The sequence below is a fragment of the Streptomyces sp. NPDC055243 genome (assembly GCF_044544025.1).
Classification (GTDB): Bacteria; Actinomycetota; Actinomycetes; order Streptomycetales; family Streptomycetaceae; genus Streptomyces.
Genome location: NZ_JBITWR010000006.1, coordinates 268,203 through 291,073 on the forward strand (window position 1 = coordinate 268,203; position 22,871 = coordinate 291,073).

Genomic DNA, 22,871 nt, shown 5'->3' on the forward strand with positions numbered 1-22,871 from the left:
CGCCTCGGAACCAACCGCCGTGGCGGTTGGTTCCGAGGTCCGCGGATCAGGCCGCTGCGCCCCGCAGGGTCACGGTGAAGACCGTCGAGTCGTCCTGCGTGCCGGTGACCCGGACGTCGGAGCCCTCGACGGCCGCTTCGATCCAGCACGGCGCGTCGAACTCGACGTAGCGGTCGAAGGTGCTGCTCACCTGGTGGGCCTGCGGCGCGCCAGGTCCCGTCAGGGCGTGGGCGGCCTGGTGGGCGGCCTCGATCAGGGCGAGGCCGGGCACGTGGTCGACCGGGTGGTCGTAGAGGACGACGTCGGAGGTGTCGGTGCGCAGCAGCCACCGGCCGGGCCGCTCGGCGGGCGAGATGGCGACGCGGCTCCGCTCGGCGCATCCGGCGAGGTCGGCGGGGGCGGCCGGGGCGCACGGCACCTGCTCCCAGTCGACCTGGAGGTGCTCGCCGCGCAGCCGGCGGTAGACGGCGGGGCCGATCCAGCTGAAGTCGAGGGTCGCGTCGCCGACGGCGCGGCCGTCGTGGCGGACGACGAATTCCACGCTCATCGCGCGAGGGCCGGTGCTGTGGCAGGTGACGTCCAGGACGAGGTGCACGGCTTCGTCAAGGGCGGCACGGAAGCCGGGGGAGAGGGAGAAGTCCAGGCGGTCCATGAGCGTCTGGTGGGAGAGCGGGACACCGCGTTCCGCGTGCGCGATCAGCAGGCATGCCTGGCGGATCGTCTGCGTCAGGACCAGCGGGTCGTAAGGGGCCTCGCCGGTGGCCGGGGGCCAGGCGGCATTGACCATGTACTGGTCCGATCCGAGTCGCGTCCAGCCGGTGACGAGGGCCGACTCCTCCCGGTGCAGATGGAGGAACTCCTTGGGGACGGCCGCGATTTCACCGCCCCGCGGGGTCGCGCTCGGTATGGAATCGACGGACAGTACGTTGGACATGGATCCCCCCATGGTGTGGTTAAGGCGTGGCAGTTCAACCAATGCCAGTAACATACCGGCAGCCTGGTCTTTTTCAAGTAACGATGATCTTAAGGAGGCGTTAACCGTGGCGCGACAGGAGCGGGCAGTCCGGACCCGCAGAGCCATCTTGGAAGCAGCCGCGGCCGTCTTCGACGAGCGGGGCTACGAGGCGGCGACGGTCTCGGAGATACTCGAGCGGGCCGAAGTCACCAAAGGAGCCCTGTACTTCCACTTCTCGTCGAAGTCGGACCTGGCACGGGGCGTCCTCGACGACGCGGTGACCACCGAGGGCGTACGGCCGAACCGCCTCAAGCTGCAGGAACTGGTCGATGTGCTCCTGCTGTTGGCCTACCGGCTGCCGCGCGAGCCGATGCTCAGCGCGGCCCTGCGCATGTCGGTCGACCTGGAGGCGCGGCGCCTGTTCGGGACGCGCTGGCAGGACTGGACGGAGCTGCTCGCGGGGCTGCTGGGCGAGGCCCGCGAACGCGGCGAGGTGCACGCGCACGTCGACGCGACGGAGACCGCGCGCATCCTGGTGTGCGCCTGGACCGGGACGAGCGTGGTGTGCGAAGGCCTGCCCGACGACTACGACCTGACCGTCGAGGTGGCCAAGCTGTTCCAGCTCGTCCTTCCCGCGATCGCCGCACCCCTGGTCCTCGCCAAGCTGGAGGTGTCGGTGGAACGCGCCGTCGCGCTGTACGCCGACATGCCGATGGCCAGGCTGGAAGCGTCCGGCATCACCCACTGAGTCCTCGCACCGGACGGCGCTCCCGGTCCCCGCGCCCGCCTACTTCGCGGCGAGCTCGGGTGCCGGTTCCGGTGCGGGCATCGGCGCGGAGGCCACGGAAACGTGCGGAAGGGCACGGCGCGCGAGCGCGGCCAGCGTGCGGCCGGGGCCGAAGTCGATCATCTGGTCGCAGCCCATGGAGTCCGCCAGGGTGCCGAGGGTCTCCAACCAGCGCACGGGACTGACCAGTTGACGCACGCACCGGTCGGCCCAGTCGCCGCCTTCGGCATGCGCACGCGCGTCCACGTTCGAGACCACGGGCCGGTGCACAGGGGCGAACCGGGCGGCGGCGAGAGCCGGCCGGAGCGCCTCGGCCGACGGCGCCATGAGCGGCGTGTGGCAGGCGGCGGAGACCGGGAGCACGGTGTAGCGCCAGCCGTCGTCGCGCGCGAGTTCCGCCCCGCGCCGGATGGCGCCCGCGGTGCCCGCGATCACCGTCTGGTGGTGGCTGTTGAGGTTGGCCACCCACACGCTCTCGCCGCTCTCGCGCACGCGCTCGGCGAGTGCCTCCACCTCCTCCGACGTCGCCCCCATCACCGCCGCCATGGCGCCGGGGGCGCGACGGGCCACGGCCGCCATCGCCCGGCCCCGCTCGCCGACGAGACGGGCGCCGTCGGTGACGGTCAGGGCGCCCGCGGCCACCAGCGCCGTGTACTCCCCGAGGCTGTGACCGGCGAACGCGGCCACCGGGGTGTCCGGCCGCGAGCGGCGGAACTCGAGCCAGGACAGCAGTGAGGCGCTGAAGACCGTGATCTGCGCCAGATCGGTCCGCCCGAGCAGCTCCGTACCGGTCTCCAGGAGCAGCTCCTCGACGTCGTACCCCGAGGCCTCGGAGACGGTGGCGAGCACCTCCCACGACGGAGTACCGCGCCAGCGGGTGCCCAGGCCCTGCCGCTGCACGCCCTGCCCCGGAAAGAGCGCGGCCGTCGAAGAACCGGTGTTTTCGGAGGCCTGACCGGAACCCCGTTCCGGGCCCCGCTCGAAGTCCTGCTGAGTGACCACTGAGAAATCCTCCCGACAACAGCGTGCATCCGGCCGAACATGTCGCCAGACGATTGTCGGGAGCGTGAACTCAAGCCGGGAACAAGCGCCGGACAACTGTCCCCGGCGCGTGTCCGGCTTGAGTTGAACATTGGCCCGCACCCCCGATGCTGGTCTCCGTGCCCGCCAACTCCCCTGGACACAGGGGGTCTCGGGCACATTCACGGACGTTATCGAGGGGGATGGATTCATGAAAGCCGAGGTTCCACGGGGTTTCCCACCAGGGGCGGAGAAGCTGGAATTCAAGAGGACCGTGGATCGCGCATCCCTGCACCGCTGGGCCATTTCCGAGGTCTTCCTCACGGACGCCAGGAAGACGAGCGACACGGAATACGTAGCCGCCGCACAACTCCCGCCGGCCCACTCCTACTACGCCGACCGCTGCTCGCGCCTGGGCACACCGGACCCGCTCCTGGTGCTCGAATGCGCCCGGCAGGCGGAGACCTACGGCGGACACGAGTTCTTCGGGGTGGCCAGGGACAGCAAGTTCCTGCTGCGCTCCTGGTCGATGTCGCTGCCCGGCCTGCTCACGGCGCCGCGCCAAGAGCGCCCCGGCGAGCTCGTCATGGGCGTGCGCACCGGTAACCGCAGGGGCGCCGAGGGCGATGTGCGCCGGCTCACCTACGACATCGACCTGACCCTCTCCCGGCACTACCTGGGCCGGGTGAGCATCGACGTGGGCTACATCCCCGGCCAGGTCTACGACACCGTCCGCGCGCGGGGCCGCGGCAGGCCGCTGGCGCCCTTCTCGGGGCTGCGCGGGACCGGTTCGTCCGTGCGGCCCTCGGACGTGGGCCGCTCCGACCCGGCGAACGTGGTCCTTGCGGACATCGCCACCGGATCGGACGGCGTCACGGCCACCATCCGCGTCCCGCTGGACAACCCCAGCATGTTCGACCACGCCCAGGACCACCTCCCCGGCATGGTCCTGATGGAGGCGGCCCGGCAGACCTGCCTCTACGCGGCCGCCGAACTCCTCGGCGCCTCGGTGTCCCACACCACCGTGACGGGCTTCGACTTCTCCTTCACGCGGTACGCCGAACTGGACGCCGCCACGAAGGTGCGCGTCACCAGGGCCGAGCCCGGCGCCGCCGCCGGACTGCACACGTTCCACGTGGAGTTCGAGCAGGACGAGGTGGTCGTCGCGTCCGGCGTGACGCACACCGCCACCCTTGCCGCCGCACGGATTCCTGAGGACGAGGACCGGGCGGCATGAGGGCACCGGACGGCATCCGCGTCACGGCCGCCGAATGGCTGCCCGCCACCACCGTCAAGGCGTCCGCCGCGGTCGCCGACGGGAAGGCCGCGCCGGACGAGGCCGCGTCGATGGGGTACGAGCAACTCCCGGTTTCGGAGGGCGAATCGGCGCCCGAGATGGCCGTACGGGCGGGCCTGCGCGCCCTCGAACGGGCGGGCACCGCACCGGAGTCCGTCAGCGCCGTCCTGCACGCGTGGACGTACTACCAAGGCCACGACTTCTGGTCCCCGGCGCACTACGTGGCCGAGCGGACCGGCGCGGTCGGCGCGGTACCGACCGGCATCCAGCAGATGTGCAACGGCGGCGGCGCGGCCCTGGAGGGGGCGCTCCTGCGGCACATGGCGGTGGCCGGACACGGCCCCGTGCTCGTCACCACGGGAGACCGGTTCTGCGCACCCGGCTTCGACCGCTGGCGCGGTGACTACGGCGTCTGGTACGGCGACAGCGGTACCGCGGCCGTCGTCGACCGCGTCGCCCCGGGCGAGGGCGGGGGGGAGCGCGGGCTGCTGCTCCGGGCCCTCGTCACCGAGGCCGCCCCCGATCTGGAGGTCGTCCACCGGGACCTGGGCCGGTTCCAGGACGCCCCGCACACGGTCGGCGCCACCGTCGACGTACGACGGACGAAGAAGGCCTTCCTCACGGGCGCCGGGCGCGGGCCGTTCGTGGCCCGGCTGCGGGAGACCACCACCCGGGTCGTCGCCGCCGCGCTCGCCGACGCGGGCCTCGCCCCCGACGACCCCGCCCTGCGCGCCGTACTGCTGCCGCGCCTGGGACAGGCCACCACGCGGGACATCTACGGACCCGCGGTGGCCGCCGTCACGCCCGCCCCGGCGCTCGACCTCGGCACGGCGACCGGTCACCTCGGCGCCGGAGACCTGTTCTCCAACCTCGCGGCGCTGTCCGGCAGCAGAACCCCGGCGCTGCGCACCGGCGAGTACGCCGTGGTGCTGAGCGCGGGCGCGGGATTCACCTGGAGCGGCGTCGTCGTACGACGGCCGTGACCGCTCCCTCCCCCCCCATGACAGAGACGAGCTCCGTCCATGAGCAAGACGAAAGGCGTCAGGATGACGATTTCCCCGCGTGAGACCTCCGGGGGCGAGCGGCCCGTACTGGTCGTGGGAGCCGGCCCGGTCGGCCTGGTCCTGGCCTGCGAACTCCTCAGCCAGGGCGTGCCGGTGAGGATCATCGACGGCACCCCGGCCGGCTCCTCGCTGCACTCCCGCGCCATCGTGGTGTGGCCGCGCAGCCTCGAACTGCTCAGCCGCATCGGCGCCGCCGAACCGCTCGCCGAGGCGGGCAACCGGCTGGACGCCGTGACGTACTACTCGCAGAAGCGGCCACTCGGAGCCATCGAGATGAGCCGACTGCGGGACACCCCCTACCCGTTCGGGCTCGTCATCCCCCAGGACCGCACGGAGGACGTGGTCCGCGACCGGCTCATCAAGCTCGGCGGGCAGGTCGAGCAGGGCACGGTGACGGGGCTCGACAACACCGGCCGGCGGCCCGTCGCCGAAGTGGAGTGGACCGACGGACGCACCGAGCAGATCGAGGCGGACTGGATCATCGGCGCGGACGGCGCGCACAGCGCCGTGCGCCGCCTGGCCGGGATCGAGTTCCTCGGCAGCGGTGAGGACGTCCTCTTCGCGATCGGCGACGGCCCGATCGAAGGAGACCTGCACGGCAACGAACTGCTCTACTGCTACACCCGTGGTGGCGCACTCGGCCTCGCGCCGTTCGGCGACGGCCAGTTCCGGCTCGCCGTCAGCGTCCCCGGCTGGACCGAGGAGCACGCGCCGCCGCGCGACCTCTTCCAGCGCGTCATGGACGAGCGCGCGCCGCGCCCCGGCCTGATCGGGCCGCTGAAGTGGACCACGATCTTCCGCGCGCGGCGCCGGGTCGCGGAGACCCTGCGCGACGGCCGCATCTTCCTCGCGGGCGACGCAGGGCACATCTTCAGCGCGGCGGGCGCACAGGGCATGAACACCGGTATCCAGGACGCCGTGAACCTCGGCTGGAAGCTGGCGGGCGTCGTCCGCGGCACGCTGGAGCCGGGCATCCTCGACACCTACGACTCCGAGCGGCGCATGGCCGCCGAGCGGGTCGTCCTCACCACCGCCAAGCAGACGAGCTGGGGACTGTTCAAGGGGCGCAAGGAGGTCGCCGTCCGGGACACGCTGATACGGGCGGCCAGGCGCACCGGCGTACTGCAGCGGTTCGGCGCTCCCCTCATGGCCCAGCACGACGTCACCTACCGGAACGCCGACTCGCTCTGGCAGACGATGCCCGGACTCACCCGGGCCGTCCGCGCGGGCGACCGGCTCCCGGTCTTCAGCAAGCACGCCGGGCTGGAGGACGACTCTCCCGCGGGTGAGGGGCGTTGGCCCTCCGTCGACGCCGAGCGGCCCACGGTCCTGCTGTGGGCGGGCGAGCGGCAGGACGACGCCTGGGTCAAGCGGTGTGCCGCCCTGCGCGCCTCCCTGCCGGACACCTTCCCGGTACGCGACATCTCCGCGTGGCCGGGCTTCGCCCCGCTGCTCGGCAAGGAGCCGCGCGCGGTGCTCGTCCGCCCCGACGGCCACATCGCCGCGATCACCGAACTCGACCCCGCCGAGCTGCGGATGGCCCTGCGCCGCACGCGCGTCATGCTCGGCACGCTGCCCCGCACCGCGCGGGTCGGGAGCGAGACGGTCACGGAGCTGGGGGCCGGTGCGGCGGCGACCGTGACGCCACCGGCGGACAAGGCCGCCAAGGGCTCCGCTCCCGCCAAGGCCGCCTCATGACCACCGCGGCCGTGGTCTGCGGACTCGGTGGCTCGCTGCCGGAGACCGTCGTGTCCAACGACGAACTCGCCGCCCAGCTCGACACCTCGGACGAGTGGATCCGCACGCGGACGGGCATCAGCAGGCGGCACGTCATCAAACCCGGCGACGCCACATCCGACCTGGCGGTGGAGGCGGGGCGCAGGGCACTGGAGTCGGCCCGCGCGCAGGACGGCACGGCGGCGGACGCGATCGACCTGGTCGTGCTCGCCACCAGCACCCCCGACCACCCCTGCCCGGCCACCGCGCCCCTGGTGGCCCAGCGGCTCGGCCTGGGCGGCGTGGCCGCCTTCGACGTCTCCGCGGTCTGCACCGGCTTCGTCTACGCCCTCGCGGCCGCGGCCTCGATGCTGAGCGCGGGGACGGCCCGCCGTGCCCTGGTCATCGGAGCGGACACGTTCTCCACGATCCTCGACCCGCACGACCGCACCACGCGCGCCATCTTCGGCGACGGCGCGGGCGCGGTGGTGCTGCGCAGGGGGGAGGCCGGTGAACCGGGCGCGCTGCTCGGGTTCGACCTGGGCAGCGACGGCGCGGGCGCCGAGATGATCACCGTGCGGGCCGGCGGCTCCCGCCAGCGCTCCACCGGGCTCGCGGCGCCCGAGGGCGACCAGTGGTTCTCGATGGAGGGCCGCGCCGTGTTCACCGAAGCGGTCCTGAACATGAGCAAGTCCGCGCAGGAACTCATCGGCCGGATCGGCTGGGCGGGCGAAGGGCCCGACCGGGTGGTCGCGCACCAGGCGAACGTGCGCATCCTGCGCGCGGTGGGCGAACAACTGGGCCTGGACGAGAGCCAGATCGTCGTCAACCTCGACCGGGTCGGCAACACCGTGGCGGGTTCCATCCCGCTCGCGCTCGCCGACGCGATGGCCTCCGGCGAGCTCAGGCCGGGGCACCGAACGCTCCTGACCGGCTTCGGCGGGGGACTCACCTGGGGGTCCACGGCCCTCATCTGGCCGGAGCTGGCCACCGTACCCACCCACATCGACGCATGACGAGAGGAACAGCCATGACCACGGCGACCGAGACGCAGAAGATCAAGAGCCTGCTGGTGACCATCCTGACCGAGAAGTTCGGACTGCCCGCGGACGAGGTGCTCTCCGGGGCCTCCTTCGAGGAGCTCGACATCGACTCGCTCATCCTCGTCGAACTCGGCCTGATCCTGCGCAAGGAAATAGGCATCGTGCTGGAGGAGGGCGAACTGAAGTCCTCGTTCACCCTCGACGACGCGGTGGCGGTCATCGAGGCCAAGGGCCCCCGGGTGTGAGCGGCACCTCCGCGAGCACCGTAGCGATCACCGGAATCGGCCTGGTCACCCCGGCAGGCTCCGGCGTCGAGGAGAACTGGAAACGCGTCAGCTCCGGCGTCTCCGCCGCCGCGCCCGACCCCCTGCTGCACGGCATGGAAGTCGACTTCTCCTGCCGGGTGCCCGACTTCGACGCCAACGACCTGCTCGGCAGGCGTACGGCATGGAAGCTGGACCGCTTCGTGCAGCTCGCCCTGGTCGCCGCCCGGCAGGCGGTCGCCGACGCGGGGCTCGACTCCGCGAGCTGGGACGCGGCCAGGGTCGGTGTGGTCCTTGGCAACTCCCTGGGCGGGACCGCGACGTTCGAGCAGCAGCACCGCGTCTACTACGACGGCGCACCCGAGGACGTGTCGCCCCTGATGATCCCCATGGGCATGGTCAACATGGTGGCCGGATACGTCGCCATGGACCAGCGCGTCCACGGCCCGAGCCTGGTCACGGCCACGGCCTGCGCCTCGGGCGCCTCCGCCGTCGGCACCGCGCGGCAGTGGCTCGACGCGGGCCTGTGCGACGTCGTGCTGGCCGGCGGCACGGAATCCGCGATCAGCCCGGCCACCATGACCGGCCTGTCCCGGATGGGCGCGCTGTCCGGCCGCAGGGGCGATCCGGGCGCCGCGTCCCGGCCCTTCGCCGCGGACCGGGACGGCTTCGTCGCCGGCGAGGGGGCCGCGGTGCTCGTCCTGGAACGCGAGCGGGACGCCAGGGCCAGGGGCCGGCGCGGATACGCGCGGATCGTCGGATTCGGCGCGTCGTCGGACGCCCATCACGCAACCGCCCCTGACCCCCAAGGCGCCGGTCTCGAAAGGGCGTTGCGCACCGCGCTCGCCGACGCCGGTGTCACCCCGGCCGACGTCGACCACGTCAACGCCCACGGCACGTCGACGCCGCTGAACGACCTGACCGAGGCGCGCGCCCTGCGCCGGGTGCTCGGCCACGGCCCGGCGGTCACCTCGACCAAGGGCGTCACCGGCCACACCCTGGCGGCCGCCGGAGCCGTCGAGACCGCCTACACGGCGCTCGCCCTGCGGCACGGCGTCGTCCCGCCGACGGCCAACGTGACGGAACTCGACCCGGAGATCGACATCGACGTGGTCACCGGCACGGCCCGGCACGCGCCGCTGGAGGTGGCGGTCAGCACCTCCCTGGGATTCGGCGGGCACAACGCCGCCCTCGTCCTGACCACGCCCTGAACACCCACGCAACCACCGGACAGGAGCATCAGTGAAGACACGTCAACTCGCCGACGGGGGACCGGTCGTCGGGGCGATCGGCCTCGGCTGCATGGGGATGAGCTGGGGGTACGCCGAGTCCCGGCGCGACGACGAGCAGTCCGTCGCCGTGATCCGCCAGGCCGTCGACGCGGGCGTCACCCACCTGGACACCGCCGACGCGTACGGCGACGGCCACAACGAATCCCTCGTCGGACGCGCCCTGGAGGGACGCGCGGACGACGTGGTCGTGGCCACCAAGGTCGGCATCGTCGTGGACGACCTGGCCACCCGGGCCCTGAGCCGGGACGGCTCGCCCCGCCACATCAAGGAGTCCGTCGAGGCATCCCTGCGCCGCCTGCGCAGGGAGACCCTGGACCTGTACTACCTGCACCGCGTGGACCCGCAGGTCCCGCTCGAGGAGTCCTGGGGCCAGCTCGCCGAGCTCGTGCGCGAGGGCAAGGTGCGCCGCATCGGCCTCTCCGAGGCGACCGTGCGGCAGGCGGAGACCGCCCACCGCCTCCACCCCGTGTCGGCCGTCCAGTCCGAGCTGTCGCTGTGGACGCGTGACGCGCTGGCCCCCGGCGCGGACATGGTCGGATGGTGCGCCGACCACGGAGCGGCGTTCGTGCCGTTCGCCCCGCTCGGCCGGGGATTCCTGACCGGGGCGTTCGCCTCGCCCGCCTTCGAGGACGGCGACTTCAGGGCGAGCAACCCCCGGTTCGCCGACGAGGCGTTCACCGCCAACCTGCGCATCGTGGAGACCGTACGCGACATCGCCGCCCGGCACGGGGCGACTCCCGCGCAGGTGGCCATCGCCTGGACGCTGGCCCAGGGGGAGCACGTCCTCCCGATCCCGGGCACCAAGAACCCGCGCTACCTGGCCGAGAACATCGGGGCCGCGTCGCTGAAGCTGACCGTGGACGACGTGGCCGAGCTCGACCGGGTGCCCGCGCCCGTCGGCAGCCGGTACTGAGGGGCGTACGTCATGGCAGCGACACCTTCCGACCCCGGCCGGGCACCCGACCCCGGCCCTGCGCCCGCCCCCGGTCCGGCGCCCGCCTCCGCCGCCGTCGTCGGGCTCGGCGCCACCGGCACCGAGCTGGTCCGCCGCCTCGTCGCGGCGGGCATCCGCACGACCGGGGTCGAGCCGGACGCCCGGGCCGCCGCACGCGCCCGAGCCGCGACCCCCTCCGACCTGCTCACCGTCACCGACGACCTCTCGGCGACCGCCGCGGCAGAGGTGGTCTTCGAAGCGCTGCCGGAGCCCGAGGCCCGTAAGCGTGCCGTCCTGCGGGCCCTGGCCCTCTACACCGGCGCCCCCGTGGTGACCACGGCGCTCACCACACCGGTGGCCGAACTGGCGGACCCGGAAGGGGCCGAGCTGCTCGCCCTGCGGTTCGTCCGCGCCGACCGTCTCGACACCGCCGAGCTGGCCAGGGCCCCGCACACGTCGGACGCCACCGCGGCCCGCGTCACGGAGCTCCTGCAGGGCATGGGCATCACCCCGCACGCGGTGCCCGACCGCCCGGGGTCCCTCGCACCCGCCCTCCTGTTCGGCATCCTGAACCAGGCGGCCTGGACCTACCACGACGGCTACGCCGACCGGGAGTCCCTCGACACGGCGCTGCGCCTGGGCTGCGGCTGGGACGAGGGCCCCCTGCGAATCCTGGACGCCATCGGCCACCGCACGGCCCGCGACATCCTGGAGGGGCTGCACCAGCGCCTGGGCGACCGCTACGACCCGGCCCCCCTCGTCGCCGAACCGGCGGCACCGGCAGATCGGCCGCCCCGGGCCGCCGCCCCGGGCGTCGACACCGTCGCCGTGATCGGCTCGGGCACGATGGCCACCGGCATCGCGGAGGTGTTCCTGCGCGCCGGCCACCGCGTCCTGCTGGTGGCCCGCACCGAGCGGAAGGCGGAAGACGCCCGCGAAGCCGTCGAGTTCGGCCTCCAGCGCTCCGGCACCGGCCCCGAGGGCCTCGCGGATGCGCTCGCCCGCTGGACCGGGACCACCGACCTGGCGCGGGCCGCGGACGCGGATCTCGTGGTGGAGGCCGTCGTCGAGGACCTGGCGGTCAAGCGGGCCCTGTTCGCCGACCTCGACCGGGTGTGCCGGCCGGGGACCCTGCTCGCCACGACCACCTCCAGCCTCCCCGTGCACGCCGTCGCGGAGGCCACAGGCCGCCCGCAGGACGTCCTCGGACTGCACTTCTTCAACCCGCCGCCCGCCATGCGGCTGGTGGAACTGGTCCACGGCAAGCACACCGGGGACGCCGCGCTGCACAAGGCGCGCGCCGTCCTCGACCGTCTGGGCAAGGTCCCGGTGGAGTGCGCGGACCGTACCGGCTTCCTCGTCAACGCGCTGCTCTTCCCCTATCTGAACGACGCCCTGGGGCTGCTGGGCGCGGACGGGGTGCGGCCTGCTCTCCTCGACTCCGTCATGAAGTCCGTCGGACAGCAGCCGCTCGGGCCCACCCGGCTCCTGGACACGGTCGGCGCCGATGTGGCCCTGGAGGTCCAGCGCCGCCTCCACGAGGACACGGGCAGGCCCGAACTGGCTCCCGTACGCCTCCTCGAACAGCTCGTGGCCGACGGCTTCCTGGGACGCAAGAGCTCGGGGCGCGGCGTACGCGCGTATCTGACCGCCCAGGAACGGCCCGCCGCGGCCTGAGCCGCCCCGCAATCCACCCGTACGGCGCTCACCAGCTCCACCGCACCCGGGAGACCCAGTGACTCCCGGCGGCGTCCAGCGACATCCGACCACCGAAAGGCGACACCACATGTCCCGCTCCTTCCTGACCCCCCGTCGGCGCAAGCTCGGTTACGGCGTCCTCGCCGCGGCCCTGTGCTTCACCGCCGGCGGGGTCGCCAACGCCACCACGTCCGGTACGGCCGACCCCGGCCCGATCACCAGCGAGACCCTCTCCGAGGGCCGGTCCGAGCTGCCCTTCAAGGTGAACGCGGACGGGCCGCGCCACCTCGTCTTCCGCAAGGCCGTCATCCCGCCGGGCGCCAACACGGGCTGGCACTACCACCAGGGCGAGGAGATCGCGGTCATCAAGTCCGGGACGCTGACCCGCTACAACGGCTCCGACTGCAAGGCCCGCGTCATCAGGCCCGGCGACGCGCTGGTCGAGCCCACCGGCCCCGAAGAGGTTCACTACGGCGTCAACAAGGGCACCGAACCGGTGGTCCTCTACATCACCGACGTGCTTCCGGAAGGCGCGGGCTTCTCGACCCCGGCGCCCGACCCGGGCTGCGACACGTCGAAGTGAGCCCGCAGCAGCCCGAAAAGCCCCCGCGGCCCCCCGCGTTCCTCGAGGAATGGACCTCTCTCATGCTCGCCGCCGTGCATCCGACACCGCCCGCCGGGCATCAGCCCCCGCCGGTGGCCGGCACGGCCCGCGGCCCGCTCGCCCTGGTCGGCACGCTGCTGCCGCGGACCGTGACGTTCCTCGCGTTCGAGGGCGAGGCCGGTCATGCCTGAGAGGCCGGTCAAGACCGGGAGGGGCGGGGAAGGGGTGGCCAAGGGCAGCGCCCCCATCGCGGCGGCCTTCTTCGACGTGGACGAGACCCTGCTCACCTTCAAGAGCATGTTCCGTTTCCTCGCCCACCACTTCGCGGCCAGGGGCCTGCCGCCGGAGCGGTACCGGCAGGCCGAGGCGGACCTGCGGGCCAGGGCCGCCGCCGGAGTCACACGCTCCGAGACCAACCGCGACTACTACCGCCACTACGCCGGACAGCCGGTGGAGGAAGTGATGCGGCACGGCCGCGAGTGGTTCGCCGGCGAACTGGCGGGCGGCGGCGCGCTGCACGCTCCCGCGGTGGCCGCCCTGGAACGGCACCGCGCGGCGGGCGCGCTCACCGTCCTCGTCTCCGGCTCCTTCGCACCCTGTCTGGAGCCGGTCCGTGAACTCCTGGGCGCGGACCTGCTGCTGTGCAGCGAACCGGAGCGTGCGGACGGCCACTATTCGGGGCACCTGGAGACCCCGATGATCGGCGACGAGAAGGCCAACGCGGCCCTGAAGCTCCTGGCGGAACGGGGCCTGGCCCCCTCCGAGGCGTCCGCCTACGGCGATCACGCGTCGGACCTGTCCCTGCTGAAGGCCGTGGGCCACCCGGTGGCCGTGGGCGACGACACCGTGCTCGCCGCGTACGTCGCCGAGGCGGGCGGCAGCAGACTGCCGGGCGTGCCGGTCTGAGCCGACGTGCCGATGTGTGTGGGGGGTGCCGCTGTCGCGGCACCCCCCACACGCGTACACGGCATCGGTTCCACCCGGCTCAGGACGCGACTCCCGACAGGGCCAGGAACTGCTCGTCCGGCTCGTCCTGCAGCAGCACGTGGTGCAGGGTGTTGATGGTGGGGGACGGGGAGATGCCCAGGCTGTCCTTCATCCGGTTCCTCAGCTGCTGGTAGACCTCCAGCGCCCCGACCCTGCGCCCCGAGGAGTACAGCGCCCGCATGAGTTGCGCGTGCACGTGCTCGTGGTAGGGGTGCTCGGTCACCAGCTCCCGCGCCTCCTCGACGGCTTCCTGGGTGCGCCCCATCCGCAGCATCGCGTCGACCAGCAGGGTCCGTGCGCCCAGGTGCAGTTCGACCAGCCGCTGGACGTGCGGCGTCAGGAGCCTGCCGGTCCGTACGTTGGCCAGCGGCCGCCCGTGCCACTGCGTGAGGCCCTGGCGCAGCAGGCGTTCGGCCTCGGCCGCGTCATCGCGGGCGAAGGCCTCCCTGCTGTCCTGGACGAGCCGTTCGAACACGGGCTTGTCCCACTCGCCGTCGCCGACGTTGAGCAGATAGCTGTTCCCGTCCGTGATGAGGCGCTCCGCCGCCACGTCCTTGACCGTGCTGCCGGTGGCCTCGGCCATGGCGCGGCGGATCAGGCCCACGTACGTCTGCAGCGCCGTCATCGCGGTGCGCGGCGCGACGCCTCCCCAGATCTCGTCGATGAGCGTGGGCATGCTGACGCGTTGACCGGCCCGCAGCGTGATCAGCGCCAGAGCCTGGCGCTGCTTGGGAGCGGTCGGGGTGATGTCGCGTCGGTCGACGAGAAGGGCCAGGTTTCCGAGTGTGCGGAACTCCATCGAGTCCTCCCGAATAAACCGCGATGGCGGTTTGTTTTTGGTAAAAAAAGAGAGCGCGCACCGACCGCTTCCTGAGTGCATGGCTCCATCGACATGCCCCCACCCGCAGCGTTGGCCGATGCGCGATTCCCCCTGAGTCTCTGTCACGTACGAGCACAGCGGTGCCAGTACGTGAATGAATCCTGCACCACAGCGGTGAGTTCAGACAACATGACCAGGCAAAACTGTCGGGAACTTGCGATGATCCCGCAGTGATGAAAAATTCCGACACTCTCGATGCCGCCGACAGCCGTGTGGTCGCCGCTCTGCAACTGAACCCGCGCGCCGGAAGCGGTGAAATCGGAAGAGCCCTCGGCGAGCACGAACGCACCGTGGCCAGGCGAATCCAACGCCTCGTGGCCTGGCGGGTGATTCATCCGACGGCACTCTTCGACCCGGCGCGCAGCGGCCTGGGGAGCGCGGTCCAGCTCCGCCTCGAAGTGGAGAGGGGCTGCGTGGAGCGGGCCGCCCGTACCCTCGCGCAGTGCCCGGACATAAGGCGCGTCGTCGCGGTCAGCGGTCGAAGCGACGTCCTGTGGTGCGAGGTCGTGGTCGCCGGAGGTGGCGGACTTCACACCCTGATGACGGACGGGATACCCGACGTCACCACGGTCGAGAAGTTCCATGTCGGCACCACGCTGCGGACGTTCACCACGGTCGCCGAGTGGCACGCGCCCGTCCTCACGGCGGCCGAGGAACGCGCCCTGCGGGCGGGTGCGGTGCGGCTCATCTCGCCGCTCGAGGACCGGTACGAGCTGACCACCACCGATCACCGCGTCGCGGCGGCGCTGATCAGGAACGCGCGGATCAGCCTCACCGACATGGCCGGCGAGCTCGGGTTCTCCGTGGCGACCGCGGGCCGCCGGGTCAACTCCCTGCTGGCGCGCGGCATCCTGAGCCTGCGCACCGAGATCGAACCCGCGCTGCTCGGGCTGCCCGTGCAGGCCCAGATCTGCCTCAAGGTCAGCCCGGCCGGCCTGGACTCCGTCGGGTCGGCCCTGGCCGCCTGCCCGCAGGTGCGCTACTGCGCGGCGATCACCGGGACGCACAACCTGATCCTGGAGGTCGCGGTGGCGCACGAGGCCGACCTCTACCGCTTCTTCGGCGAGGAGTTGGGGAGTATTCCGCACATCGCGGATTTCTCCTGTGAACTCATCACGCATGCCTACAAGCGCGGCTCCGTGATCAAGGATGCGGAATCCGAAGGGGAAAGGAGCCGCTCCAGTTTGTGACGCGCCTCACTGTCGCGCGGCAAATGCACGGAGACCCGCAGGTCCTGCCGTGTCGAAGGATGCATGACGAGGTGATCAAATGTCATCTCGCCCATGACCGGATGGACCACCGCCTTCGTGCCGTTCGATTCCGCACGCACTTCGTGCTGATCCCACAATTGCGCGAATTCCGGACTCCTTTCGTAAAGCCCGCGCTGAATCGCGGTGAATCGCGCGTCATCGGGAAACGACGCCGCGGCGCTCCGGAAGTCGGCCACGACCTGAGGCGCGAGGGTGGACCAGTTGGTGAAGAAGTGCCGGTATCTCGGCTCGGTGAAGAACAGGACCAGGCAGTTCTGACCACGGCGCGGCACGCCGAACACCGCCTGCGCCGAGGAGTTGGTCAGGACGTAGTTCCACCAGCGGTCGAGGACGTAGGCGGGATACGGCGACCATGAGTCCATGAGCCGTTCGAGCTCGGGCATGGGAGCCGTGTCCGCCGCCGCCACCGCGGGCGGCGGGTTGAGCCCCACCAGGCGGTAGAAGTAACCGCGTTCGGCGGAGTCGAGGCTCAGGACGCGGCTGATCGACTCGACGACGGAGTCCGAGACCTTGATGACCCGTCCCTGTTCGAGCCAGGTGTACCAGGAGACGCCGATACCGGCGAGCGTGGCCACCTCCTCGCGGCGCAGGCCAGGGGTCCGCCGCAGGCCGCGGCCGGGGAGGCCGACGTCCTCGGGCATCACCCTGGCGCGGCGCGTGCGCAGGAAGTCACGCAGGTCCTCCCGTCGCGGCCTGGCCTGAACCGCACGGACGGCTGTGGTGTGGGTGGTGGTCATAACACCACCATAAGTTGGCTCTACTCATGTCTCGGCAATAGCGAGCATGATGCTCCACGTGAGCACGAACCTGCCTCGTACGGGGACTCTTCTCCCGTCGAGGCACCCGCAGCGAAGAAGCTGCCCCTCCGCAGGCCGACTGCACGCAGGCTGCCCTTCCGCAGAAGCGTGATCAGCCCACTGTCCCGGACTTCCCACGTCGCGTCGATCACGCCTTCGTGGAGCTCATATCAATTCAATGGCTGGGGATTTCAATATGCAGAGCACTTCTGAATCGGCCCGTTTCGACGGCAAGGTCGCCCTCATCACCGGCGGCGCCACCGGCATGGGATTCGCGACCGCCAGGCTCCTTCTCGACGAGGGCGCGAAGGTGGTCATCACCGGGCGCAGCGAGGACCGCCTCAAGGGCGCCGCCGAGCGTCTGGACGCGGGTGACCGGCTGCTCGCGCTGCCCGCCGACGTCTCCAGGCCGGCCGACCTCGACCGGCTCATGGACGAGGTGCGCGAGCGCTTCGAGCGGATCGACGTGGTGTTCGCCAACGCCGGGATCGGCGTCTTCAAGCGGATCGAGGAGTTCACCGAGGAGGACTTCGACAGTGTGGTGGACGCCAACTTCAAGGGCGTCTTCTTCACCGTCAAGCACGCGCTCCCGCTGCTCACCGACGGCGGCTCGATCGTCATCAACGCGTCGTGGACCCACCACAAGGGCCTGGCCATCGGCTCGCTGTACGCCGCCGCCAAGGCCGCCGCGGCCAACCTGGCCAAGACCCTCGCCAGCGACCTCTCCGACCGCGGCATCAGGGTCAACGCCATCAGCCCCGGCTACATCGACACCGACATGTTCCGCGAGTCCGTCCCCACCGAGGAGGCCCGCGAGGCGAGCCGCCAGGACGTGGTGCTCAAGCGGATCGGCACCCCCGAGGAGGTCGCGTCCGCCGTCGCGTTTCTCGCTTCTGACGCCGCTTCCTACGTCAACGGAGTCGACCTGCTGGTAGACGGCGGCGTCGCCAACTCCATCCCCGCCTGACCGCCCGTCATCCCCGAACTCATCTACTACACAAGGGTTGTGGAATGCGTCGCAGCATAGAGACCTCCGTGAGCATCGACGCGCCGTTCGACGTGGTGTGGGACGTCGTCGTCGATTTCGACCGGTACCGCGACTGGAACCCCTTCATCATCGAGGCGCGCGGCAAGGCCGAGGTGGGCCAGGAACTGAGCCTGCGGATGCAGCGCCCCAAGAAGTCCGAGGAAGAGGTCCACAAGCCCACGGTCACCGTGGTCGAGAAGAACCGCCAGCTCCAGTGGTCCGGCATCATCCGGCACCCCAACGTCTTCCGGGCGCGGCACGAGTTCCTGCTCGAGAAGGGCGAGAGCGGCGGGGTTCTCCTGCGTCAGCGGGAGGACTTCGGCGGCCTGACCATGCCCTTCGCCGGCGGCATGGTGTGGCGGATCGAAGAGGGCTTCATGCTCATGAACGCGGCACTCAAGGTGCGCGCCGAATCGATCGCGTAAAGCACACGCAGGCAGTTCACAGCGGCACGCGGACGGCCATCGGCCGACGAGCCGCGGCATGCGACTAAGGAGCGCACACGTTGTCTTCCCGTTCAGGTGGGCGAAGCCGGGGGCCCAGCCCCCAAGTGACAATGATCGCAGTGTTGTTGACCCTGCTGATCCTGCCGACCTCCGTGACCGGCTCGGGTGTGGCGCTGCCGCACATCGGCCTGGACACGGACGCATCCCTTGATGCCCTGCAATGGGTCGTGCACGCCTACAACTTGACCTTCGCCAGCTTCATGCTGGCCTGCGGAGCCCTGGCCGACCTGCTCGGCAGGCGCCGCGTGTTCGCCATCGGTGCCGTGCTGTTCACCGTGGCATCGCTCGTCAGCGCGCTGGCGACCGACATCTACGTGCTCGACCTGGCGCGCGCGGTGGCCGGAATCGGCGCCGCCGGGCTCCTCACCAGCGGCAGCTCCATCCTCGCCACGAGCTTCGAAGGCGCGGCCCGTACCCGGGTGTTCGCCGCCGTCGGTATCGCCACGGGCGCAGGACTCGCGCTGGGCGCCATGATCGCCGGTGTTCTCGCGGACACCCTCGGCTGGCGTTCCTTCTACGGGGCGCACGCCGCCCTGATGCTGCTCGTCCTGTTCGCCGTACCGTTCATGCAGGAGTCCCGCAGCGAGACCGCGGCCAAGGTCGACTGGCCGGGCACGGCCACGTTCGTCGGCAGCCTCTTCCTGCTCATGCTGGGCATGGTCGAGGGGCCGCAGTGGGGCTGGGCGAGCGCGGGCGTCCTCGGCTGCCTGGCCGGCGCCGTGCTCCTGATGGCCGTCTTCGTCGTGGTGGAGAAGCGGCAGACGCATCCGATGTTCGACCTCCAGCTGCTGCGCAACGCCAAGTTCATGGCGCTCTGCCTGATCCCCGTCGTCGTCACCTTCGCGTTCGTGATCCTGCTGCCGCTGCTGCCGAACTACCTGCTGGTCGCCAACAAGTCGACGAGCCAGGCCGCGGGCAGCACGATGCTCCTGATGACGCTGCCCATCCTGCCCACGCCGCTGCTCGCCGGGCGCCTGGTCAAGTGGGGCTGGTCGGCGCGTTCGGTCTTCGCGCTCAGCCTGGCCTGTCTGACCCTGGGCGTCGCCTGGCTCGCCGTCGTGCTCGAACCCGGCATCGGCCTCGGGGCGCTCGCGGGCCCGCTGATCCTCCTCGGCATCGGTCTGGGCCTCAACTTCGGCCTGGTCGACGGCGCGGTCCTGACGGTGGTGGCCCCCGAGGCGACCGGCACCGCCGCGGGGTTCCTCAACACCCTGCGCCTGGGCAGCGAGGCCGTTGCCATCGCCGCGGCCGGCTCGGCGCTCGTCAACCTCGTACAGAACTGGCTGAACGACGGCCTCGACAAGTTCCCCGCCTACAAGGGCGAGTCCGGTGAGCTGGCCAACAACGTCAACTCGGGTGACCTGACCGGCCCCTTGGAGAAGCTGCCCGCGGACGTACGTCCCAGCTTCTTCGACTTCGTGGCCGAGGGCTTCACGGACGCCTGGCAGGCCGTCCTCTGGGCGAGCGCCGTGATCTGCGCGCTCCTGTCGGTGGCCATCTACATGATGCTGGCCGAGCGCAAGCCGGAGGTGACGGTCGCCCGTGGCGGGCAGGAGCCCGCGCCGCAGCGCAGCGAGGCCACCGCGGACAGCGTCTCCTGAGGGTTCAAGATCCGCACGACCGTGCCCGATGGCAGACTGGCCCGCATGTTTGATTCGGCTGGATTGCTATCGGGCAAGGTCATATTGGTCACCGGGGCCAGCAGCGGCATCGGCGCGGCGGCCGCCGCGGTGTTCGCCCGCGAGGGCGCCGCGGTGGTCCTGACCGCTCGCCGCGAGGAGAAACTCGCCCAGAACGTGGCGGAGTTGACCGCCAAAGGCCTCAAGGCGTCGTACGTCGTGGCGGACATGACGCGCAGCGAGGACGCACAGCGGGCGGTCGACACCGCCGTGGAGCGCCACGGAACGCTGGACGGGGCCTTCAACAACGCGGGCACCGGCGGAAATCCGGAGCCGCTGCACACCATGGGCGACGACGTCTACGACCGCATCGTCGACACCAACGTCCGGGGCCTGTGGAACTGCCTGCGCCCGGAGATCGCCGCGATGCTGAACGGCGGCGGTGGCTCGATCGTGAACAACAGCAGCGTCGGCGGCCTGGTCGCCATCGCGACGGCGGCCCCCTACGTCGCCTCCAAGCACGCCGTCATCGGCTTCACGCGCGCCGCGGCCGAGGAGTACGCCCAGCAGGGAATCCGGGTGAACGCGGTGGCCCCCGGTTCGACGCGCAGCGAGATCACGGTGGACTGGTACGCCAGCAACCCCGGCCTGGAGGACGTGATCCACGCGGCGACGCCCCAGGGACGCACGGCGGCCCCCGAGGAAGTCGCCGAAGCGGCGGCCTGGCTCCTGAGCGACCGGGCGTCCTACGTGACGGGCACGGTGCTGCCGGTGGACGGCGGCTACGTGAACCGCTGAAGCCTGCGGGCCCCCGCTGCCCCCCGCACACGCGCTTACGCCTGCACTCACCCACCCACGCGCTTACGCCCCCGCTCTCCACCCGACCACGCGCTTACGTCCCCGCTCTCCACCCGACCACGCGCTTACGCCACCGCTACGACGCCCTCGCTAGCGTGCCTCGCACCTGCCGGGCCCGCCGGGCGCACGGGCACCCACCGGCCACACGCCGCACCCACGCAAAAAGGCCCTCCCCGAGGGAGGGCCGAACAAGAAAAGCGCTGTGCGCCCCCGGCAGGACTCGAACCTGCGGCCAAGCGCTTAGAAGGCGCCTGCTCTATCCACTGAGCTACGGGGGCCGGATGGTGGCCGGTGGCCTGGAGCCCGGGTGGGGACGAGCCGTGACCTTGCCGGGGACAAGGATAGGGCTCCCGGGTCCTTGTCCCTGGTGCTTCGCCTCCGAGGCGCTATGTGGAGGTTCAGTGAAGCGGTCCTGATAATCGCAGGCAGGTACGAATCCCGCATCGCTTTTGGCGTCTCACGCCTCGGGTGTTGTGCACTCGTTATGCCTGCGCCCCAGTCGCCCCTTCCGTCCCGTGTGTCCGATCGGCGCGCAGGGGTGCCCATATGCTTCAGAAAGCCGTCAAAATTGGGCATTCTTCGCATGTGGTGACCTTGGACGTACGGCCTCAACTGCTCGACGCACTCTCCGCCCTGCGCGAGCGTGTCGCCGCCGCACGCTTTCCGCTCCCCCTGGCGGGGGCGCCACGCGCGCGTGCCAACCGGGACGAGCTCCTTGCCCAGCTCGACGACTACTTGGTGCCCCGCCTGCGGGCCCCCGAAGCGCCGCTGCTCGCCGTGATCGGGGGATCCACCGGGGCGGGCAAGTCCACCCTGGTGAACTCCCTCGTCGGGCGGCAGGTCAGCGAGGCGGGGGTGTTGCGGCCCACGACCCGGACGCCGGTTCTTGTGTGCCATCCGGAGGATCATCACTGGTTCGCCGGGATGCGCGTACTGCCCGACCTCATGCGCGTATGGGTGCCCCGCCCGGACCCGTCGGACGACGAGGGCGGCCGGGACGACCGGGACGGCCGGGACGACGACGGGGGCGACGACCTGCTGCCGATCGGGCCCGGCGGCGAGCGCGCGCTGCGCATCGAGACCGCGCAGACCCTGCCGCAGGGGCTCGCCCTCCTGGACGCCCCCGACGTCGACTCGCTCGTCTCCGACAACCGCATCCTCGCCGCCGAGCTGATCTCCGCGGCCGATGTCTGGGTCATGGTGACCACGGCGTCCCGGTACGCGGACGCCGTGCCCTGGCATCTGCTGCGTACCGCCAAGGAGCACGACGCCACCCTCGTCACCGTCCTCGACCGGGTCCCGCATCAGCTGGTGGCCGAGGTGTCGCGGCAGTACGGAGCGCTGCTGGCCAAGGCGGGCCTGGGCGATGTGCCGCGCTTCACGGTGCCCGAGCTGCCCGAGTCCGCGGGCGGCGGCGGCCTGCTGCCGTCCACCGCCGTCGCGCCGCTGCGGGCCTGGCTCACCCACCGCTCGCAGGAGCCCACGGCCCGCGCGCAGGCCATCGCACGGACGGCACTCGGCGTCATCCAGTCCCTCAACGTGCGCGTGCCGGAGCTCGCGGGCGCCGTCGCCACCCAGTACGCGGCCGCACTGCGGCTCACGAACGCCGTCGACGAGGCGTACGGGCACGAGCACGCGCGCGTGCGGGATCGTCTGCAGACCGGGGCCGTCCTCGCGGGAGACGCGCTGAAGCGGTGGCGCAGCTACCCGCTGGACTGCGGCGCGGGCGAGCTCCTGGACGCCGTGGCGGAGAGCCTGGAGGCGCTGCTGCTGTGTGCCGTGACGGCCGCCGACGAGCGCATCGACGAGGCGTGGCGGCGCGAGCCCGCCGCCGCTGCCCCCGGGCTCGGCGACCGCGACCGGGACGCGGAGAGCGCCGAGCACCGCATCGGGATGGCCGTACGGCGCTGGCGGCGCGTCCTGGAGGAGTACGCCGAGGACGAGGTCCGCGGCCTCGAGAGGATCGAGAAGAACTTCGTCCCCGACCCCGAGATGGTGGCCGCCCTGCTCGCCACGGCCCTGCTCGGCGGCGACCGCGGACGCTCGGCCGGCGAGACGCTCGCCGAACGGATCGGCGCCCACGGAGCGCTCCGGCTGCGGGACCGCGGCGGACGCCTGCTTTCCACCTACCTGGACAACGTCCTGGACGCCGAACGCGAGCGACGCCTCGCACCCCTGGACGCCCTCGACGTGAACCCCGAACCCCAGGCCGACCTGATCGCCGCGCTGTCCGTACTGCAGAAGGAGAGGTGA

General features: G+C 71.5%; 23 protein-coding genes and 1 tRNA gene. 18 read left to right on the forward strand and 6 right to left on the reverse strand.

Translation table 11 applies throughout. The annotated features are described in order from the left end of the window. Nucleotides 1-46: 46 nt before the first annotated feature. Entirely contained in the window at nucleotides 47-934 is an 888-nt protein-coding gene (locus tag ACIGXX_RS19820; RefSeq protein WP_399977269.1) for a ScbA/BarX family gamma-butyrolactone biosynthesis protein, read from the reverse strand. 106 nt (nucleotides 935-1,040) lie between these two features. Between ACIGXX_RS19820 and ACIGXX_RS19825 the strand changes: the two genes are divergently transcribed. Continuing rightward, nucleotides 1,041-1,703: a ScbR family autoregulator-binding transcription factor gene (locus ACIGXX_RS19825; protein ID WP_351164585.1), complete on the forward strand. Its 663-nt coding sequence runs from the start codon at nucleotides 1,041-1,043 to the stop codon at nucleotides 1,701-1,703. A 39-nt stretch (nucleotides 1,704-1,742) separates the two neighbouring features. Here ACIGXX_RS19825 and ACIGXX_RS19830 read toward each other — a convergent pair whose 3' ends face one another. After that, nucleotides 1,743-2,744, reverse strand: a complete 1,002-nt coding sequence (locus ACIGXX_RS19830) for an ACP S-malonyltransferase (protein WP_361470084.1) — start codon at nucleotides 2,742-2,744, stop codon at nucleotides 1,743-1,745. Nucleotides 2,745-3,036: 292 nt separating this feature from the next. Here ACIGXX_RS19830 and ACIGXX_RS19835 point away from each other — a divergent pair, with 292 nt between their 5' ends. The 11 genes from ACIGXX_RS19835 to ACIGXX_RS19885 all read left to right on the forward strand — a co-directional run bounded on the left by ACIGXX_RS19835 (nucleotide 3,037) and on the right by ACIGXX_RS19885 (nucleotide 13,579). Next, nucleotides 3,037-3,999 carry an AfsA-related hotdog domain-containing protein gene (locus ACIGXX_RS19835; RefSeq protein ID WP_399977273.1) on the forward strand — a complete coding sequence of 321 codons (963 nt, stop codon included), beginning with the start codon at nucleotides 3,037-3,039 and terminating at the stop codon, nucleotides 3,997-3,999. Then, nucleotides 3,996-5,042, forward strand: coding sequence for a 3-oxoacyl-ACP synthase (locus ACIGXX_RS19840; RefSeq protein ID WP_399977276.1), 1,047 nt, complete (start codon nucleotides 3,996-3,998; stop codon nucleotides 5,040-5,042). Before ACIGXX_RS19835 ends, ACIGXX_RS19840 begins: the two co-directional genes overlap by 4 nt. 39 nt (nucleotides 5,043-5,081) lie before the next feature. Next, nucleotides 5,082-6,821: an FAD-dependent monooxygenase gene (locus tag ACIGXX_RS19845; RefSeq protein ID WP_361470090.1), complete on the forward strand. Its 1,740-nt coding sequence runs from the start codon at nucleotides 5,082-5,084 to the stop codon at nucleotides 6,819-6,821. Next, on the forward strand, nucleotides 6,818-7,855 hold the full coding sequence (locus tag ACIGXX_RS19850) for a beta-ketoacyl-ACP synthase III (protein WP_351164579.1): 1,038 nt from the start codon (nucleotides 6,818-6,820) through the stop codon (nucleotides 7,853-7,855). Before ACIGXX_RS19845 ends, ACIGXX_RS19850 begins: the two co-directional genes overlap by 4 nt. A gap of 14 nt (nucleotides 7,856-7,869) precedes the next feature. Beyond that, nucleotides 7,870-8,127, forward strand: a complete 258-nt coding sequence (locus ACIGXX_RS19855) for a phosphopantetheine-binding protein (protein ID WP_351164578.1) — start codon at nucleotides 7,870-7,872, stop codon at nucleotides 8,125-8,127. Continuing rightward, on the forward strand, nucleotides 8,124-9,356 hold the full coding sequence (locus ACIGXX_RS19860) for a beta-ketoacyl-[acyl-carrier-protein] synthase family protein (protein ID WP_361470093.1): 1,233 nt from the start codon (nucleotides 8,124-8,126) through the stop codon (nucleotides 9,354-9,356). Before ACIGXX_RS19855 ends, ACIGXX_RS19860 begins: the two co-directional genes overlap by 4 nt. Nucleotides 9,357-9,387: 31 nt before the next feature. Further along, nucleotides 9,388-10,350, forward strand: a complete 963-nt coding sequence (locus ACIGXX_RS19865) for an aldo/keto reductase (protein WP_351164576.1) — start codon at nucleotides 9,388-9,390, stop codon at nucleotides 10,348-10,350. A gap of 12 nt (nucleotides 10,351-10,362) precedes the next feature. Continuing rightward, nucleotides 10,363-12,048, forward strand: coding sequence for a 3-hydroxyacyl-CoA dehydrogenase NAD-binding domain-containing protein (locus tag ACIGXX_RS19870; RefSeq protein ID WP_361470095.1), 1,686 nt, complete (start codon nucleotides 10,363-10,365; stop codon nucleotides 12,046-12,048). Nucleotides 12,049-12,157: 109 nt separating this feature from the next. After that, on the forward strand, nucleotides 12,158-12,652 hold the full coding sequence (locus ACIGXX_RS19875) for a cupin domain-containing protein (RefSeq protein ID WP_399977282.1): 495 nt from the start codon (nucleotides 12,158-12,160) through the stop codon (nucleotides 12,650-12,652). A gap of 62 nt (nucleotides 12,653-12,714) precedes the next feature. Further along, nucleotides 12,715-12,864 carry a hypothetical protein gene (locus ACIGXX_RS19880; protein ID WP_351164573.1) on the forward strand — a complete coding sequence of 50 codons (150 nt, stop codon included), beginning with the start codon at nucleotides 12,715-12,717 and terminating at the stop codon, nucleotides 12,862-12,864. Further along, on the forward strand, nucleotides 12,857-13,579 hold the full coding sequence (locus ACIGXX_RS19885) for an HAD family hydrolase (RefSeq protein WP_399977286.1): 723 nt from the start codon (nucleotides 12,857-12,859) through the stop codon (nucleotides 13,577-13,579). The genes ACIGXX_RS19880 and ACIGXX_RS19885 overlap by 8 nt, the downstream gene beginning before the upstream one ends. A 79-nt stretch (nucleotides 13,580-13,658) precedes the next feature. Here ACIGXX_RS19885 and ACIGXX_RS19890 read toward each other — a convergent pair whose 3' ends face one another. Together ACIGXX_RS19890 and ACIGXX_RS19895 are read right to left on the reverse strand one after the other, a co-directional pair. Then, nucleotides 13,659-14,459, reverse strand: coding sequence for an AfsR/SARP family transcriptional regulator (locus ACIGXX_RS19890; RefSeq protein WP_351164571.1), 801 nt, complete (start codon nucleotides 14,457-14,459; stop codon nucleotides 13,659-13,661). Nucleotides 14,460-14,602: 143 nt separating this feature from the next. Then, nucleotides 14,603-14,821 (reverse strand): hypothetical protein, encoded by a 219-nt coding sequence (locus ACIGXX_RS19895; protein WP_351164822.1) that lies wholly within the window; start codon nucleotides 14,819-14,821, stop codon nucleotides 14,603-14,605. Between ACIGXX_RS19895 and ACIGXX_RS19900 the strand changes: the two genes are divergently transcribed. Further along, nucleotides 14,753-15,730 (forward strand): Lrp/AsnC family transcriptional regulator, encoded by a 978-nt coding sequence (locus ACIGXX_RS19900; RefSeq protein WP_351164803.1) that lies wholly within the window; start codon nucleotides 14,753-14,755, stop codon nucleotides 15,728-15,730. The genes ACIGXX_RS19895 and ACIGXX_RS19900 overlap by 69 nt on opposite strands. Here the strand turns inward: ACIGXX_RS19900 and ACIGXX_RS19905 are convergent. Next, nucleotides 15,664-16,548, reverse strand: coding sequence for a helix-turn-helix transcriptional regulator (locus tag ACIGXX_RS19905; protein WP_351164570.1), 885 nt, complete (start codon nucleotides 16,546-16,548; stop codon nucleotides 15,664-15,666). The two genes, ACIGXX_RS19900 and ACIGXX_RS19905, sit on opposite strands and share 67 nt — an antisense overlap. Before the next feature lie 256 nt (nucleotides 16,549-16,804). Between ACIGXX_RS19905 and ACIGXX_RS19910 the strand changes: the two genes are divergently transcribed. From ACIGXX_RS19910 to ACIGXX_RS19925, 4 genes are all read left to right on the forward strand, one after another. Next, nucleotides 16,805-17,575 carry an SDR family oxidoreductase gene (locus ACIGXX_RS19910; protein WP_351164569.1) on the forward strand — a complete coding sequence of 257 codons (771 nt, stop codon included), beginning with the start codon at nucleotides 16,805-16,807 and terminating at the stop codon, nucleotides 17,573-17,575. Nucleotides 17,576-17,619: 44 nt separating this feature from the next. Continuing rightward, on the forward strand, nucleotides 17,620-18,060 hold the full coding sequence (locus tag ACIGXX_RS19915; RefSeq protein ID WP_351164568.1) for an SRPBCC domain-containing protein: 441 nt from the start codon (nucleotides 17,620-17,622) through the stop codon (nucleotides 18,058-18,060). Nucleotides 18,061-18,200: 140 nt separating this feature from the next. Continuing rightward, nucleotides 18,201-19,742: an MFS transporter gene (locus ACIGXX_RS19920; RefSeq protein WP_351164567.1), complete on the forward strand. Its 1,542-nt coding sequence runs from the start codon at nucleotides 18,201-18,203 to the stop codon at nucleotides 19,740-19,742. 45 nt (nucleotides 19,743-19,787) lie between these two features. After that, nucleotides 19,788-20,558 (forward strand): glucose 1-dehydrogenase, encoded by a 771-nt coding sequence (locus tag ACIGXX_RS19925; protein ID WP_351164566.1) that lies wholly within the window; start codon nucleotides 19,788-19,790, stop codon nucleotides 20,556-20,558. 265 nt (nucleotides 20,559-20,823) lie between these two features. Here ACIGXX_RS19925 and ACIGXX_RS19930 read toward each other — a convergent pair. Continuing rightward, nucleotides 20,824-20,896, reverse strand: a tRNA-Arg gene (locus ACIGXX_RS19930). A 268-nt stretch (nucleotides 20,897-21,164) separates the two neighbouring features. Between ACIGXX_RS19930 and ACIGXX_RS19935 the strand changes: the two genes are divergently transcribed. After that, the gene (locus tag ACIGXX_RS19935) at nucleotides 21,165-22,871 is read left to right on the forward strand and encodes a GTPase domain-containing protein (protein ID WP_383826925.1); all 1,707 of its coding nucleotides are present in this window, start codon (nucleotides 21,165-21,167) and stop codon (nucleotides 22,869-22,871) included.

Bases quoted from the DNA above. Each gene is read 5' to 3' on its own strand.
- ACIGXX_RS19935 (WP_383826925.1), top strand. From the start codon at position 21,165: ATGCTTCAGAAAGCCGTCAAAATTGGGCATTCTTCGCATGTGGTGACC.
- ACIGXX_RS19910 (WP_351164569.1), top strand. From the start codon at position 16,805: ATGCAGAGCACTTCTGAATCGGCCCGTTTCGACGGCAAGGTCGCCCTC.
- ACIGXX_RS19890 (WP_351164571.1), bottom strand. From the start codon at position 14,459: ATGGAGTTCCGCACACTCGGAAACCTGGCCCTTCTCGTCGACCGACGC.
- ACIGXX_RS19850 (WP_351164579.1), top strand. From the start codon at position 6,818: ATGACCACCGCGGCCGTGGTCTGCGGACTCGGTGGCTCGCTGCCGGAG.
- ACIGXX_RS19870 (WP_361470095.1), top strand. From the start codon at position 10,363: ATGGCAGCGACACCTTCCGACCCCGGCCGGGCACCCGACCCCGGCCCT.
- ACIGXX_RS19880 (WP_351164573.1), top strand. From the start codon at position 12,715: ATGCTCGCCGCCGTGCATCCGACACCGCCCGCCGGGCATCAGCCCCCG.
- ACIGXX_RS19855 (WP_351164578.1), top strand. From the start codon at position 7,870: ATGACCACGGCGACCGAGACGCAGAAGATCAAGAGCCTGCTGGTGACC.
- ACIGXX_RS19840 (WP_399977276.1), top strand. From the start codon at position 3,996: ATGAGGGCACCGGACGGCATCCGCGTCACGGCCGCCGAATGGCTGCCC.
- ACIGXX_RS19820 (WP_399977269.1), bottom strand. From the start codon at position 934: ATGTCCAACGTACTGTCCGTCGATTCCATACCGAGCGCGACCCCGCGG.
- ACIGXX_RS19885 (WP_399977286.1), top strand. From the start codon at position 12,857: ATGCCTGAGAGGCCGGTCAAGACCGGGAGGGGCGGGGAAGGGGTGGCC.
- ACIGXX_RS19925 (WP_351164566.1), top strand. From the start codon at position 19,788: ATGTTTGATTCGGCTGGATTGCTATCGGGCAAGGTCATATTGGTCACC.
- ACIGXX_RS19845 (WP_361470090.1), top strand. From the start codon at position 5,082: ATGAGCAAGACGAAAGGCGTCAGGATGACGATTTCCCCGCGTGAGACC.
- ACIGXX_RS19905 (WP_351164570.1), bottom strand. From the start codon at position 16,548: ATGACCACCACCCACACCACAGCCGTCCGTGCGGTTCAGGCCAGGCCG.
- ACIGXX_RS19915 (WP_351164568.1), top strand. From the start codon at position 17,620: ATGCGTCGCAGCATAGAGACCTCCGTGAGCATCGACGCGCCGTTCGAC.
- ACIGXX_RS19875 (WP_399977282.1), top strand. From the start codon at position 12,158: ATGTCCCGCTCCTTCCTGACCCCCCGTCGGCGCAAGCTCGGTTACGGC.